The organism is Microtetraspora malaysiensis (assembly GCF_001528665.1).
GTDB classification, from domain to species: domain Bacteria; phylum Actinomycetota; class Actinomycetes; order Streptosporangiales; family Streptosporangiaceae; genus Microtetraspora_A; species Microtetraspora_A malaysiensis.
Genome location: NZ_BBYJ01000021.1, coordinates 51,143 through 65,063 on the forward strand (window position 1 = coordinate 51,143; position 13,921 = coordinate 65,063).

The following is a 13,921-nucleotide window of genomic DNA, read 5'->3' on the forward strand; positions in this document are numbered from 1 at the left end:
CGGGGCGCATCCTGACTCAGCGGTTGAGTTTCTCCACGATGAGCCGGTAGAGCTGGCGCGGCCGTCCGGGGGCGGGTGTCCGGTTCGGCGGAAGCGGCCACGCGAGTCCCTCGTCGACCAACGTGCGCAGCAACCGCCGGGCGGTGCGCGGTGTCACGCCGAGCATCTTGCCCGCACTCTCGGCGTCCACCACGGTGTCGCCGCCCTCCAGCTTGGCCGCGAGGCGCGCGAGCACCTCGACGCCCTTCGGCTTGGCCGCCCCGGCCGCGTTCGGAGGCATCCTGGGCGCCGGCACCAGCGCGCGGCCCTCCCGGTCGACCGCGAAGCCCTGGGAGTTCTTGGCCCCCTGGCTGCGCCCCAGCGCGCCCCGGGCGTGCGTCTCCGCGTCGTGCGTCGTCCGGCCCATGCCGACCCCGACCTCGACGGCCAGGCCCAGCTCGTCCCTGATCTTGGCCGCGAACGGCAGCACCCGGAACCCGTCCGTCGCGGCCGCGATCGAGCCGCGCGAGGCCACCACCAGGTAGCTGTGGTCGTCGATCGGCCACACGCTGGAGTTCATCCGGTTGGCCTCCTGGACGAGCAGGCGGTGCAGCGACAGCCGTAACTCGTCCCGCCAGTAGCGGGGCGCGGCCCGCCGTACCGGCTCACGCAGCGTGGGAACCTCCACCAGCACGACCGTGAGTTGCGACTCCTCCAGCCGATGGTGCGCTCCAAGTAGTGCCGCGGTGTGCAGCGCCGTACGGATCGCGGCCGATGTCGGGCGGATCCCCACGACGGGCAGGCCGGCGGCGGCCAGTCGCTCGGCGACGCCCGGAACGCAGGTGAGCGCCCCCGTGGACGCCCCCTGCCGGATCAGGCGCTCGTGGAACGCGGCAATCACGCCGACGGCTCCAGGCTCGTCGCGGCAGTGCACCTCCTCCGAGGGCAGGCCGAGATCGGTGTACGCCTCGTCGATCTCCGCGCGGCTGAGCACGTCCACGCTCACCCGCCGGGGGTCGATCCGCTCGTCCATGGCAGCCTGGGCGATCGCGGCGGACAGGGCCGCGCCGCCCAGTTGCACGAACGTCGCGGGCATCGTGAGCACCCCGGCGCGCCGGGCGATCTCGTATGGCGCGGGGCTGGAGAACAGGCAGGCATCCACGTTCGGGCCGAGGCGGGTCACCTTGTCGGCCGCCTCCTGTTCGTCCCGATAGGCCGCCGCCACCAGGCGGCACGGCACAGGCGCGGCCGCATGACCCATGAGCATCACTCGCTCGACAAGATCATGCGGCCCCACCACACCGATAGTGAGATCCGGCGTCATCGTGCCCACTCGTGACCCGCGCGGATTCTCTTCCGTGCGCTCGACCAATGTCTGTCCCATCCGTGACCGTTTCCAAATTCGTTGAAGCTCTCTTTGAAACGATCGCGTCTGGCGGCCGTAATGTCACGCCCAAATTCGCCGGAATTCCGTTCTGCATAGTGGCCGGATGTGGCCAATCAGAAGGTCTCGCCAGCTCAGGTGGGTAAAATTGACCCCTGGATCAGTCGGTGGCCAAAGAGGAAATCTGGCGTTCCACATCTGCCCCGAGCGCCTGCATACGCTGCGCGAGATGGGCGTGACCGCGGTCGATGAGATAACCGGAGTCGATTGTCGTCTCGCCTTCGGCGCAGAGCCCGGCGAGCACGAGCGCGATGCCCGACCGGAGATCGTGCGCGGTGACCTCGGTGCCGCGCAGCGGCGTCGGGCCGTGCACGACGGCGCGGCTGTCGTCGACCTCGATGTTGGCGCCCATCTTGTTCAGCTCGCCGGCGAGCGCGAAACGCCCGTCGAAGATCCGCTCGTGGATGTAGCTGGAGCCGTCGGCCAGGCACGCGACCGTCATCAACGGCGACTGCAGGTCGGTGGCGAAGCCCGGGTAGGTGTCGGTGATCACGTTGATCGGCCGCAGCGGACGGTCCCTGCGGACGTTCAGCACCGCGCCGTCGGTGGCGAACTCGACGCCCATCTGCTCCAGCTTCCAGCGGACCACGCCGAGGTGCTCAAGAGAGGCGCCGACCAGGTTGACCTCGCCGCCGGTGATCGCGGCGGCCATCGCGAAGACACCGGCGTCCAGCCGGTCGGGCATCACGGTGTGCTCGACCGCGGACAGCTCGGAGACACCCTCGACGGTGATGAAGCCGGTGCCGCCGCCCTGGATCCGCGCGCCCATCCGGGACAGCATGACGATGACGTCGAGCACCTCGGGCTCGAGGGCCGCGTTCTCGATCACGGTGGTGCCCCCGGCCAGGGCGGCCGCCATGATCAGGTTCTCGGTGCCGGTGTGCGAGGGGGTGTCCAGGTACAGCGGGGCGCCGACCAGGCCGGCCGCCTTGATGTGGATGACCGACTCCCCCTCGTCCACCACCGCGCCGAGGCGCTTGTAGCCGAGGTAGTGGAAGTCCAGGTTCCGGCTGCCGAGGTTGCAGCCGCCCACGCCCTCGATGATCGCCTCGCCCAGCCGGTGCAGCAGGGCCGGGACGAACAGCACCGAGCCGCGGAAGCGGCGCGCGATCTCCGCCGGCAGCACCGGGGTGGTGAGCTGGGACGCGTCGATGACCAGCGTCCGCTCGGCCTCGTGGAACTGCACCTTGGCGCCGACGGCCTGGGCCAGCTCGACGGCGCGGCGAACGTCCTCGATCACGGGCACGTTACGCAGTACCGTCTGGCCCTCCGCCGCGAGGAGCGCCGCGCCGATCATGGGGAGCACGGCGTTCTTCGCCCCCTGGATGAAGGCGGTTCCGCGCAGTACGTTGCCTCCGCGCACGCGGTAACGGACCATCGATGAGACTCCTAAATCAAAGGTGGGGAACTCGCATGACGCGGCGGCCGAGAGTGACCAGAGTAGCCGCTGGGGCAGGCGTTTTGAGGGGAACTACCCGCGGAAGTCGCGGCCGGTCAGCCGCTCGTACGCTTCCACGTACCGTTGCCGGGTGCGCTCGACGATCTCGTCGGGAAGGGGCGGCGGCGGCTCGTCCGACGACCGGTCCCAGCCGGACTCGGGGGAGGTCAGCCAGTCGCGGACGAACTGCTTGTCGAACGACGGCTGAGGCCGGCCCGGCTGCCACTCCTCCAGCGGCCAGAAGCGGGAGGAGTCGGGGGTGAGCACCTCGTCGCCGAGGACGAGCCCGCCGTCGGCGTCCCAGCCGAGCTCGATCTTCGTGTCGGCCAGGATGATGCCGCGCTCACGGGCGATCTCGGCACCACGCACGTAGACGTCGAGCGTGATCTGCCGCAGCCGCTCCGCGACGTCCGCCCCGACCTCCTCGACGACCTGGTCGTACGTCATCGGCTGGTCGTGCTGGCCGATCGGGGCCTTGGTCGACGGCGTGAAGATCGCCTCGGGCAGTCGGGAGCCGTCGGTCAGCCCGGCGGGGAGTGAAACACCCGAGACCACGCCCTCACGGCGGTAGTCGATCAGTCCGGACCCGGTCAGGTAACCGCGCGCCACGCACTCCACCGGGACCATCCGCAGCTTGCGGCACAGGACGGCGCGACCGGCGAACTCGGCGGGCACATCGGTCGAGACCACGTGGTTGGGGACCACGTCCGCGAGTTGCTCGAACCACCACAGCGAGAGCTGGGTGAGGATCACGCCCTTGTCGGGGATGTCGGGCGTCAGAACATGGTCGAACGCCGAGATCCGGTCTGAGGCCACCATCAGGAGCAGCCCGTCGTCGGTCTCGTACAGATCGCGGACCTTGCCGGAGTGGAGGTGCTTCACTATGCCATTTTGTCAGTGGTTCAGACCTCTTTGCCGACCGCCCCAAACCCTCGCGCCTGCGACGGCCGATCGGGCCCGCTCCGGCCGGACGCCGACGCGCGTCCGGCCGAAGGGGAACCCGGTCCTACGCCTCGACGGCGCGTAGCGCGATGTCAGAGCGGTGGTGCGAGCCGCGCATCCGGATGTGCCCGGCCAGCTCGTACGCGCGCGAGCGCGCCTCGGCGAGATCGCGTCCGGTTCCGACCACGCTCAGCACCCGGCCGCCGTTGGAGACGATCCGCCCCTCGGCGTCCAACGCCGTCCCCGCGTGCAACACGTACGCTCCGGGCACCTCCGCATCGAGGCCCTCGATCACGTCGCCCTTGACCGGATCGGCCGGGTAGTTCTCCGCCGCGACGACCACGGTCACCGCCGCGCCGTCGCGCCAGCGGAGCGGGCCGTGCCCGGCCAGCTCGCCCTTGGCACAGGCCAGCAGCAGCCCCGCGAGCGGCGTCTCCAGCCGGTCCAGCACGACCTGCGTCTCCGGGTCGCCGAACCGCGCGTTGAACTCGATGACCCGCGGCCCCTTCGCCGTGAGCGCCAGGCCCGCGTAGAGCACACCCGTGTACGGCGTGCCGCGCGCGGCCAGCTCGGCCACCGTGGGCCGCACGACCTCGGACATCACCTGCTCGGTCAGCCCCTCCGGAGCCCACGGGAGCGGCGTGTACGCCCCCATCCCGCCCGTGTTGGGACCCGTGTCGCCGTCCCCGGCGCGCTTGAAGTCCTGCGCGGGCTGGAGCGGTACGGCCGTCTCGCCGTCGCACAGCGCGAACAGCGACACCTCGGGACCGTCGAGATACTCCTCGATGACGACCCGCCCGCACGCCGCGGCGTGCGCGAGCGCCTGGTCCCGGTCACCGGTCACCACCACGCCCTTGCCCGCGGCCAGACCGTCGTCCTTCACGACGTACGGCGGGCCGAACTCGTCCAGCGCGGCCGCCGCCTCGTCCGGCGTCGTGCAGGTGAACGCGCGGGCGGTCGGCACCCCGGCGGCCGTCATGACGTCCTTGGCGAAGGACTTGGACCCCTCGATCGCGGCCGGCTCCCGCGACGGGCCGAAGCACGGGATCCCGGCGGCCCGCACCGCGTCGGCGACCCCCGAGACCAGCGGCGCCTCCGGGCCGATCACCACAAGATCGGCCCCCAGCGAGACCGCGAGCTCCGACACCGCGGCGCCGTCGGTCGGCGTCACCGAGTGCAGTGTCGCCACCTGAGCGATCCCGGCGTTGCCGGGGGCGCAGTGGACTTCCGATACGGAGGGGTCGAGCCGCAGGCCCCGGCACAGGGCATGCTCACGACCACCGGATCCAATGACTAGAACGCGCACCCGGCGAGTCTATTTGCGCTCGCTTCGCTCGCGCGGGCTCGGGGCTGTGTCTGTGTCTGATTGCGCTCGCTTCGCTCGCGCGGGCTCGGGGCGCCTTCAGTCGATGTCTTCCCTCGTCTCTCGGGGCCTCGTTCCTCAGCCCACTCGTTCCTCAGTCCAGACACCGCCGCGCCTCGAGCGTGATGGTTAGGCCGCGTGATGATGGATGGTGCTCGCGCGGGCGCTCACCGGCAGAGCGTGAAGTGAACGCAGACCACAGCGGTGTCATCGGTGATATGGCGGCCTTCGACCTGCTGCCAGAAGCGGATGTGGGCACACCGCCAGTGCTCGATGTCGGTGTAACCCTCGCCCTCAGCTTGGGCGAACTCCCACGTAACCTCGCCGAACGGCACGGTGGCCACAGTGGCGATCTCCACTGTGGCGAGAGCATCGCCTTGGTTGCCGAGCAGGGCGAACCGTTCACCGGGGAATTCGAGCTGTTCGCCTTCCTCGTCGTATTCGACCAGCAGAGTGGCCGTGGCGGTCTTGGCGCCGGCCAACACCAGGCCGTTGAGCTCGTCGCGCAGGGCTCCCGGGCTGCCCAGTTCAAGCGCTCGCATGTTGTTCACCCGTGGCCACATTCCGTGCAGCCTATTGGAGCACTGTCTGCGGCAACGCTGCGAGCAGGGCTGCACCAACGCCGAGCGGTCGATGGGATCGGGGGACTCGGGGGTACTTGGTGGCTTTTTGTGGGGAAGTACCTGATCGCGGCGAAGGGGCTCGTTATCCTAGAGGCAGGCCAGGCAGATGTGATAGATTAGCCCAGCTTCGCTGTGTCTCGTGGCGATTGGAGGTGGTTCGGGTGTCCTCTGGTGATCCCGTTAGTACGTGCCGGCGCACGTGCGACGTGCGCATTCCCGACCATCTGATCTCTGAGCCCGAGAGACAAGCTCACGCCTGAAAAAGGGGTGACATCGCGTCGCGCGTGGAGCGTGTCGGTCCGGGCGGGAAGGGTCCGCCATGCGCTCCTCAACCATTTTTCCGCTGATTTCACGGCACGCCCGGGTGACTCCGCCGCGACTGGTCAAGCCTCCCGTGCCTGACAACCCCGTGACCGACCGCTGCGTGCCGCCGAGCAGTTCCCTGATTGAATACGGCGCCTACATCGCCGGTAAGAAGGTCGAGGCCGCGGGCATCCCCGAGGCCGTCAACATGGTCCGTGCGCACAATGACGCTAACGGCGCCCCCGACGCCTACGTTTGGGTCGGCCTCTACGAGCCCGCCGCCCCCGAGGTCGAGTGGCTCGCCGAGGTCTTCGGCCTGCACCCGCTCGCTGTCGAAGACGCCATCAAGGCACACCAGCGGCCCAAGGTCGAGCGGTACGGCGACTCCCTCTTCGTCGTGCTCAAGACCGTGGCCTTCCTCGACCACCAGACGCCCACCGTCGCGAGCGAGATCATCGCCATCGGCGAGATCATGGCCTTCGTCGGCCCCGACTTCGTCGTCACCGTACGACACGGCGAGCAGTGCTCCCTGGCGGATGTCCGCGAGAAGCTGGAGGACGACCCCAAGCTGCTCGGGCGCGGCCCGACCGGCGTCCTCCACGCCATCGCCGACTTCGTCGTGGACAAGTACCTGTACGTCGCCGACCTGATGCAGGACGAGCTGGAGAACGTCGAGGCGGCCGTCTTCGCCGAGGTCAGCTCGCGGGACATCAACCGGATCTACCAGCTCAAGCGCGAGATGCTGGAGCTCAAGCGCGCCGTCGGGCCGCTGCAGACCCCCTTCAACGCCCTTCCCCAGCGGCGGATGATCCCCTCCGAGATGCGGGAGTACTTCCGCGACGTCGGCGACCACCTGTCCCGGGTGTGCGAGCAGGTCCAGTCGTCCAACGAGCTGTCCGACTCGATCCTGCAGGCCGCGCTCGCCCGCTCCAACGCGCTGGCGAACGAGGACATGCGCAAGATCTCGGCCTGGGTGGCCATCATCTCCGTGCCCACGATGATCGCCGGCTTGTACGGCATGAACTTCACTCACATGCCGGAGGTCGACACGTACTGGGGGTATCCGGCGGCGCTCGGTCTGATGGCGGGCGTCTGCGCCCTGCTCCATCGCGTCTTCCGCCGCAACGGCTGGCTCTGAGACCGCGCCCCCGACGCCCACCACCGCGCCCTGAAGGCGCGGTGACGTCAGCGTGGTTCGGCAACCCCAAGGCGCCAGGACGTTCGCGCCCCGGCCGTCGCCCAGAGCGATTCCGACGCCGAGCGGCCGACCGCGTTCTCTGCGTGACCTGACCTTCAGGGGGAGAATGATGGTTGTAACTATCAAAGTTCTCCTGGGGGGCGGATGTCGGGCGTCTGCGGCGGGTCGCGGACGCGCGTGTGGACGTCGAGTTGGTCGATCTCGATCGTCTGTACACGGGCTCCTAGCGTCTGTCCGGGGGCGTCCTCACGGGAGCCGAGGGAAACGAGCCCGCCGCCCCTGAGGGCGAGGCCATGCCGCTGACCGGATCGTTCCGCAGGGTGACCTGTTCACACCTTCAGCCCTCGTCCCTCACCGCTCCACCCTTGAGGGGTGAACAACGCACTCGTCGTCATCGACGTTCAGGAGTCCTTCCGGCAGCTGCCCGACTGGGAGTTCGTGTCGCAGCCGGACATCGTCGGTCAGGTCAACCGCCTGGTCACCGCGGCCCGCGCCCAGGGCCACCTGGTGGTGTGGGTGCTCGGCTCCCGGCCAGGGGCCGGCACCGTGTTCGATCCGGCGCGGGGGTACGTCCGCCTGATGGACGGGCTCGAGCCGCACACGGGCGAGCCGCTCATCACCAAGACCGCGCACAATGCCTTCACCACCACGAACCTGCACCAGATCCTCACCAGCCGCGGCATCCGAGGGTTGACCGTGTGCGGCATCCGTACCGAGCAGTGCTGCGAAACCACCACCCGGATCGCCTCCGACCTCGGCTTCGACGTCGCCTTCGCCACCGACGCCACCGCGACCACCCCCATCCCGCACCGCGACGCGCCGCAGGATCTGCCGTTCTCGCAGCTGGTGAGCGACCCGCGGACGCTGGGCGTCGCCGATATCGTCGCGCGCACCGAGTACGCGCTCGCAGGCCGGTTCGCCGCCATCCGCACGGTCGATGAACTGGCCGGGGCATAGGCTCGGCGGCTGTGCCCCGGGTTGTCTTCCTGCTCATTCCACGAGTGCACCTGCTCGACGTGGCCGGGCCGGCCCAGGTCTTCTCCACGGCGGCCGACCTCGGCTACGAGCACGCCCTGTCGTACGTGTCCGAAGACACGCACGTCGCTACCGTGCAAGGGCTGCCCCTGCACGCCGAGCGTGACTGGCCCCACCTGGAGCCCGACGACCTCATCATCGTGCCGGGCTGGCGCGGCCCGACCCGCATGGCCAGCGCCGACACCTTGCACCGGCTACGCGCGCATCACGCGGCCGGCGGCACCGTGGCGGGCATTTGCGCGGGCGCCGACGCACTCGGCCGGGCCGGCTTGCTCGATGGCCGCCGCTGCACCACCCACCATGCGACCCAGGACGAGCTTGCCCGCCTCTATCCGACGGCCGAGGTCGTGCGCGACGTGCTCTATGTCGAGGACGAGCGGGTGGTGACCTCGGCGGGCGTGGCCAGCGGCATCGACGTGGCGCTCCACTTGCTGAGCACCAGGCGCGGGCCGTACGCCGCCAGCCAGGTGGCCCGCGCCATGGTGGTGTACGCCCGCCGGCAGGGAGCCTCGCCACAGATCAGCGCGATGCTCCGGCACCGCAGTCACAACGACGAGACGGTGCATCACATTCAGGACCTGATCGACGCGCGTTTCACCCAGCGGCTCACGCTCTCGATGCTGGCGGACGCGGTTGGATGCAGCGAACGGACGGTCACCCGGCTCTTCCGGCAGGCGACCGGCCTTACGCCTCTGGCCTACCAGACCGCGCTGCGGCTGGAACGGGCCGAACACCTTCTCGGGCAAGGCGCGACGACTGAGACAGCCGCCCGCGAGGCCGGCTTCGGCGACCCGCGGATGCTGCGCCGTCTACGCGCCCGGATGTAGGCCCGGCAGAGGGCCCGTTCGTCTCAGCGCCTGTGCGGCCACAACGTGATCGAGACCGGGGCCGAGCCTTACCGCCAAGCAGGACGGCACAGGCTATCGGGGGTCGCCCTCACGGGAGCCGAGGGAGGCGAGGCCGCTGATTGTGATGTCGATCGCCCTCTGGGCGGCGGCCCGGGTCTCCTCCCAGGAGGCCCCGCTGTGGCGGCTGGTCATGATGGCGAGCCTGGCCGCGCCGGCGAGCGCGCCGACCGCCGCGGCCGCCTCAACGGGGGCCAGTTCGCCGGGGCAGGCCTCGTACAGGGCGCGGACCACCCGCCGCTGCGTGTCGAAGAGCAGGCGGAGCGCCCGCGCCTGGAGCGCCGGGACCGACTCGATCAGGCGCTCACGTCGCGCGACCGACTCCGGCGAGCGCTCCGGTCCGGGGAAGTCGCGGTCCACGGTCTGCCGCGCGGCGCGGGCCAGGAGGTCGATCGCGGTCTCGCCGGGGCGGCGGCTCGCGATCACGTCGAGCGCCTCGGCGAGCCGCGTCTCATTGTCGTAGAAGACCACGTCTTCCTTGCTCGTGAAATAGCTGAAGAACGTTCTCGGTGAGACGTCGACGGCGGCGGCGATCTCCGCGATCGTGGTCTCGTCGAATCCCTTCTCGTCGAACAGCCGCAACGACGCGTCGATCAGCGCGTTCCGTGTGCGGATCTTCTTGCGTTCCCGCAGGCCAGGAGCGTCCGACATGTTCTGAATTTACCGCATATATATCTTCATCCATTGCAACTTTGCATTAAATGTTGTTCTGTGAGAAGCGGTGAAAGCGATTTCCGCACCGCACTCCCACCGCTTCTCCCACCGCGTTCTCCTACAAGGAGCCCGTCATGACCGAGGCCACGACTCGTCCGGTGACACTCCCTCTCACGCGTGAACGCCCCTTCGATCCGCCGGACGCCCTCGGCCTGTGGCGCGACGAAGATCCCATCCGCCCGCTCGCCTACCCCGACGGCCACCAGGGCTGGCTGGTGACCGGCTACGCCGCCGCCCGCGCCATCCTCGCCGACCCGAGGTTCAGCACGCGGATCGAGTTGCTGCACACACCGTTGCCGCAGCGCGCCATGCAGTTCCGCAACACGCTGAGGCGGCCCGGGTTCTTCCTGCGGCTGGACCCGCCGGACCACACCCGCTACCGGCGGCTGCTGGCCGGGCAGTTCACCGTACGCCGGATGAAGGGGCTCGAACCGAGGATCGAGGAGATCACCCGCGACCACCTCGACGCCATGGAGCGCGCGGGCGCCCCCACCGACCTCGTCCAGGCGTTCGCGCTGCCGATCCCGTCCCTCGTGATCTGCGAGCTGCTCGGCGTCCCGTACGCCGACAGGGAGAAGTTCCAACGCGACTCCGCGGTGCTGCTCAGCCTGAACTCCTCAGTGGAGCAGATAGAGGCCGCGATGAAGGACCTGCTCGACTATCTCGACGACCTGGTACGGCGCAAGCGGGCCGAGCCGGACGACGACCTGGTCAGCGGGCTCGCCACCGAAACCGACCTGACCGACGAGGAGCTCGCCGGCGTCACCACCCTGCTTCTCATCGCGGGCCACGAGACGACCGCCAACATGCTGGGGCTCGGCACCTTCGCCCTGCTGCGCAACCCCGAGCAGCTCGCCGCGGTGCGCGACAACCCCGAGGCGGTGGACCACGCGGTCGAGGAGCTGCTCCGCTATCTGACCGTCATCCACATCGGCCCGCTGCGCGCCGCTCTGGAGGACGTCGAGATCGACGGTCGCCTCATCAGGGCGGGCGAGTCGGTGACCATCTCGGTGGCCGCCGCCAACCGCGACCCCGAACGGTTCCCCGAGCCCGACCAGCTCGACGTCGCGCGGCCCGCGAGCGGGCACCTGACCTTCGGTCACGGCATCCACCAGTGCCTCGGTCAGCAGCTCGCCAGGACGGAGATGCGCATCGCCTATCCGGCCCTGCTGCGCCGGTTCCCCGGCCTCCGCCTCGCCGTCCCGGCCGAGGAGATCCCGATGCGGACCGACATGGCAATCTATGGGGTGCACCGGTTGCCGGTCACCTGGTAGGAGAGGGGAGCGATGAAGATCATCGCGGATAGCGGTCGCTGCATCGGCGCGGGCATGTGTGTCCTCGCCCTGGGCGAGGTCTTCGACCAGAGCGAGGAGGACGGCACCGTCGTGCTGCTCGATCCCGATCCGCCCGCGTCGATGGCGGGCGCGGTCCGGCGGGCGGTGCAGCTCTGCCCGTCCGGCGCCCTGTCCCTCGCGGAGGGGGACCGGGCCGACGGCGAGAGCGATACCTGACGCGCCGGTTCGCAGGGCCGGCAGTCCTGCCAGGTCTAGGCGACGGCGGTGCGGAGCGGGGGGATCGGCGCGGGCAGGGGGAGGCCGCGGGCGGCCCACAGGCGCCGCATCCGGTCCGGATAGTCGGTGACGAGGCCGGCCACGCCGAGGTCGAGCAGCCTGGCCGCCTCGTCGGGGTCGTTGACCGTCCAGACGACGACGGGCAGGCCGCGATCCGACGCGGCGGCCATCAGGGCGTCGTCGACCAGCACACGGTCGGGGGAGAGCGTGGTGGCCCCGACCGCCTCGGCCGCGGCCGCCAGGTCGCCGTCGAAGTCGGCCAGGTCGAGGCCGTTCATCCAGGCCGGAGCCTTCGTGACCTCCTCGACCAGCGCGAACCGGCGATCCACCAGCGGCCGGGCGGCCTCCAGGATGCGCCAGTCGAAGCTGAGCAGGGCGGCGTTGCCGAGCCTGCCGTGCCGGTCGAGCTCCTCCACCACCAGCTCGGTGAACTCGCGGGGATCGGCCGTCAGCTCGGGGCGCTCCGGGTCGGACTTCAGCTCGACGTGCAGCCTGACCCCGTCCGCGCCGTACGCGTCGACGAGACCGAGCACGGAGCCCAGCGTGGGCATGTGGGTGTCGGGCAGCGGGACCTGGGTGAGCGCGAAGGGGTCGTCGGGGTGCTTCGGCAGCCGGATGCCGACGTCGAGCGTCCTGAGCTGGGCGAGCGACAGGGAGGCGATCGGCTTGCCGACATAGGGGAACATCTCGTCGCCCGGAGTGGCCATCCCGGTGTCCGCGCTGGTCACCGGCGAGACGATCAGATCGTGGGTCAGCACGATCTGACCGTCGGAACTCAGGGCGACGTCGAACTCCAGCGCGTCGACCCCGAGTTCCAGCGCGAAGGCGAGCCCGGGGAGCGTGTTCTCGGGCCGTAGCCCGCGTGCCCCCCGATGGCCGTGTATTTCAACGTGTCCATGCACAACGGCGAACCCTACTGTGTCGCACTTCGCTCCCTGTGCACCCGTACCCCGTCGGGCGCGCATCCCCCTAAAACGCCGGGAAGTCCCGCGAAATGGGGGAAGCCCGCTCAGATCAGCGGACGGATCTGGAGGGTCTGGGTGCGGCCGGGACCGACGCCGATCGCCGAGATCGGGGCGCCGCTCATCTCCTCCAGGGCCTTGACGTAGTCCTGCGCCTTGGGCGGCAGATCCTCGAACGTCTTGGCGCCGGTGATGTCCTCCTGCCAGCCGGGCAGCTCCTCGTAGATCGGCTTGGCGTGGTGGAACTCGGTCTGCGTCATGGGGATCTCCTCGTGGCGCACGCCGTCCACGTCGTACGCGACGCAGACGGGGATCCGCTCCAGACCGGACAGCACGTCCAGCTTGGTGAGGAAGAAGTCGGTCACGCCGTTGATCCGGGTGGCGTACCGGGCGATCACCGCGTCGAACCAGCCGCAGCGGCGGTTGCGGCCCGTGGTCACGCCGTACTCGCCGCCGGTGGAGCGCAGCCAGTCGCCCATCTCGTCGGTCAGTTCGGTCGGGAACGGCCCGGAGCCGACCCGCGTGGTGTACGCCTTGAGGATGCCGATGACGCGGGTGAGCCGCGACGGCGGGATGCCCGAGCCGACGCACGCGCCGCCGGAGGTCGGCGACGAGGAGGTCACGAACGGGTAGGTGCCGTGGTCGATGTCCAGCAGAGTGCCCTGGCCGCCTTCGAGGAGGACGACCTTGCCCTCGTCCAGCGCCTTGCTCAGCACCAGCGACGTGTCGGTGATGTGCGGCTTGAGCCGCTCGGCGTACCCGAGGTACTCGTCGAGCACCTTGGCCGGGTCGAGCCCGCGCCGGTTGTAGATCTTGGTGAGGATCTGGTTCTTGTCGCCCAGCGAGATCTCGATCTTCTGCTGGAGGATGCCCGGGTCGAGCAGGTCCTGGACGCGGATGCCCATGCGGTAGATCTTGTCGCCGTAGGACGGGCCGATGCCACGGCCGGTCGTGCCGATCTTGGCCTTGCCGAGGTAGCGCTCGCTGACCTTGTCGATGGCCTTGTGGTGCGGCATGATCAAGTGGGCGTTCGCCGAGATCAGCAGCCGCTCGGCGCTGATCCCGCGCTTGGCCAGACCGTCGATCTCGCTGAGCAGCACGCCCGGGTCCACCACGACGCCATTGCCGATCACCGGGACGACGTCGGGGGAGAGCACGCCCGTGGGCAGCAGGTGCAGGGCGTATTTCTGATCGCCGATGACCACGGTGTGGCCCGCGTTGTTGCCACCCTGGTAGCGAACGACGTAGTGGACGTCACCACCGAGCAGGTCGGTGGCCTTTCCCTTGCCTTCATCGCCCCATTGGGCACCTACAAGAACCACAGCCGGCATGGTCTGACTCCTGCACCACAAAACGAAAACCCCTGACGCAAGCACGACAGGGGCCTCTTGCAACCTGAGACTACCTGAGCCGGTCGGAAAAGGGGATCCGCGGGTATGGGCGT

13 protein-coding genes are annotated in these 13,921 nt (G+C 69.6%); 5 read left to right on the forward strand and 8 right to left on the reverse strand.

Features of this window, described 5'->3' with window-relative positions; translation table 11 throughout:
- Positions 1–16 precede the first annotated feature (16 nt).
- The 5 genes from AWQ71_RS26505 to AWQ71_RS26525 form a co-directional block, all read right to left on the reverse strand.
- Positions 17–1,303: a transcriptional regulator gene (locus AWQ71_RS26505; RefSeq protein ID WP_084259315.1), complete on the reverse strand. Its 1,287-nt coding sequence runs from the start codon at positions 1,301–1,303 to the stop codon at positions 17–19.
- 220 nt (positions 1,304–1,523) lie between these two features.
- Positions 1,524–2,801 (reverse strand): UDP-N-acetylglucosamine 1-carboxyvinyltransferase, encoded by a 1,278-nt coding sequence (gene murA / locus AWQ71_RS26510; RefSeq protein ID WP_067137809.1) that lies wholly within the window; start codon positions 2,799–2,801, stop codon positions 1,524–1,526.
- Between the two features lie 93 nt (positions 2,802–2,894).
- Positions 2,895–3,743 carry a phosphoribosylaminoimidazolesuccinocarboxamide synthase gene (locus AWQ71_RS26515; RefSeq protein WP_067137810.1) on the reverse strand — a complete coding sequence of 283 codons (849 nt, stop codon included), beginning with the start codon at positions 3,741–3,743 and terminating at the stop codon, positions 2,895–2,897.
- A gap of 124 nt (positions 3,744–3,867) precedes the next feature.
- Positions 3,868–5,109, reverse strand: a complete 1,242-nt coding sequence (gene purD, locus AWQ71_RS26520) for a phosphoribosylamine--glycine ligase (protein ID WP_067137812.1) — start codon at positions 5,107–5,109, stop codon at positions 3,868–3,870.
- 224 nt (positions 5,110–5,333) lie between these two features.
- Positions 5,334–5,708 carry an ASCH domain-containing protein gene (locus AWQ71_RS26525; RefSeq protein WP_245658486.1) on the reverse strand — a complete coding sequence of 125 codons (375 nt, stop codon included), beginning with the start codon at positions 5,706–5,708 and terminating at the stop codon, positions 5,334–5,336.
- A 475-nt stretch (positions 5,709–6,183) separates the two neighbouring features.
- On the opposite strand from AWQ71_RS26525, the gene AWQ71_RS26530 reads away from it, so the two are divergent.
- From AWQ71_RS26530 to AWQ71_RS26540, 3 genes are all read left to right on the forward strand, one after another.
- Entirely contained in the window at positions 6,184–7,230 is a 1,047-nt protein-coding gene (locus AWQ71_RS26530; protein WP_245658476.1) for a magnesium and cobalt transport protein CorA, read from the forward strand.
- Positions 7,231–7,662: 432 nt separating this feature from the next.
- Entirely contained in the window at positions 7,663–8,247 is a 585-nt protein-coding gene (locus tag AWQ71_RS26535) for a cysteine hydrolase family protein (protein ID WP_067137818.1), read from the forward strand.
- An 11-nt stretch (positions 8,248–8,258) separates the two neighbouring features.
- Positions 8,259–9,152, forward strand: coding sequence for a GlxA family transcriptional regulator (locus tag AWQ71_RS26540; RefSeq protein WP_067137819.1), 894 nt, complete (start codon positions 8,259–8,261; stop codon positions 9,150–9,152).
- Between the two features lie 93 nt (positions 9,153–9,245).
- On the opposite strand, the gene AWQ71_RS26545 is transcribed toward AWQ71_RS26540, so the two are convergent.
- The gene (locus AWQ71_RS26545; protein ID WP_067137821.1) at positions 9,246–9,881 is read right to left on the reverse strand and encodes a TetR family transcriptional regulator; all 636 of its coding nucleotides are present in this window, start codon (positions 9,879–9,881) and stop codon (positions 9,246–9,248) included.
- Positions 9,882–10,018: 137 nt separating this feature from the next.
- Here AWQ71_RS26545 and AWQ71_RS26550 point away from each other — a divergent pair, with 137 nt between their 5' ends.
- Positions 10,019–11,218 carry a cytochrome P450 gene (locus AWQ71_RS26550; protein WP_067137823.1) on the forward strand — a complete coding sequence of 400 codons (1,200 nt, stop codon included), beginning with the start codon at positions 10,019–10,021 and terminating at the stop codon, positions 11,216–11,218.
- Between the two features lie 12 nt (positions 11,219–11,230).
- Positions 11,231–11,455, forward strand: coding sequence for a ferredoxin (locus AWQ71_RS26555; RefSeq protein WP_067137824.1), 225 nt, complete (start codon positions 11,231–11,233; stop codon positions 11,453–11,455).
- A 35-nt stretch (positions 11,456–11,490) separates the two neighbouring features.
- Here AWQ71_RS26555 and AWQ71_RS26560 read toward each other — a convergent pair whose 3' ends face one another.
- Positions 11,491–12,417 (reverse strand): glycerophosphodiester phosphodiesterase family protein, encoded by a 927-nt coding sequence (locus AWQ71_RS26560; protein WP_067137826.1) that lies wholly within the window; start codon positions 12,415–12,417, stop codon positions 11,491–11,493.
- Between the two features lie 107 nt (positions 12,418–12,524).
- Entirely contained in the window at positions 12,525–13,808 is a 1,284-nt protein-coding gene (locus AWQ71_RS26565; RefSeq protein ID WP_067137828.1) for an adenylosuccinate synthase, read from the reverse strand.
- Positions 13,809–13,921 lie beyond the last annotated feature (113 nt).

Coding starts and splice junctions, on each gene's coding strand:
- AWQ71_RS26565 (WP_067137828.1), bottom strand. CDS start 13,808: ATGCCGGCTGTGGTTCTTGTAGGTGCCCAATGGGGCGATGAAGGCAAG.
- AWQ71_RS26505 (WP_084259315.1), bottom strand. CDS start 1,303: ATGACGCCGGATCTCACTATCGGTGTGGTGGGGCCGCATGATCTTGTC.
- AWQ71_RS26555 (WP_067137824.1), top strand. CDS start 11,231: ATGAAGATCATCGCGGATAGCGGTCGCTGCATCGGCGCGGGCATGTGT.
- murA (WP_067137809.1), bottom strand. CDS start 2,801: ATGGTCCGTTACCGCGTGCGCGGAGGCAACGTACTGCGCGGAACCGCC.
- AWQ71_RS26545 (WP_067137821.1), bottom strand. CDS start 9,881: ATGTCGGACGCTCCTGGCCTGCGGGAACGCAAGAAGATCCGCACACGG.
- AWQ71_RS26550 (WP_067137823.1), top strand. CDS start 10,019: ATGACCGAGGCCACGACTCGTCCGGTGACACTCCCTCTCACGCGTGAA.
- AWQ71_RS26525 (WP_245658486.1), bottom strand. CDS start 5,708: ATGCGAGCGCTTGAACTGGGCAGCCCGGGAGCCCTGCGCGACGAGCTC.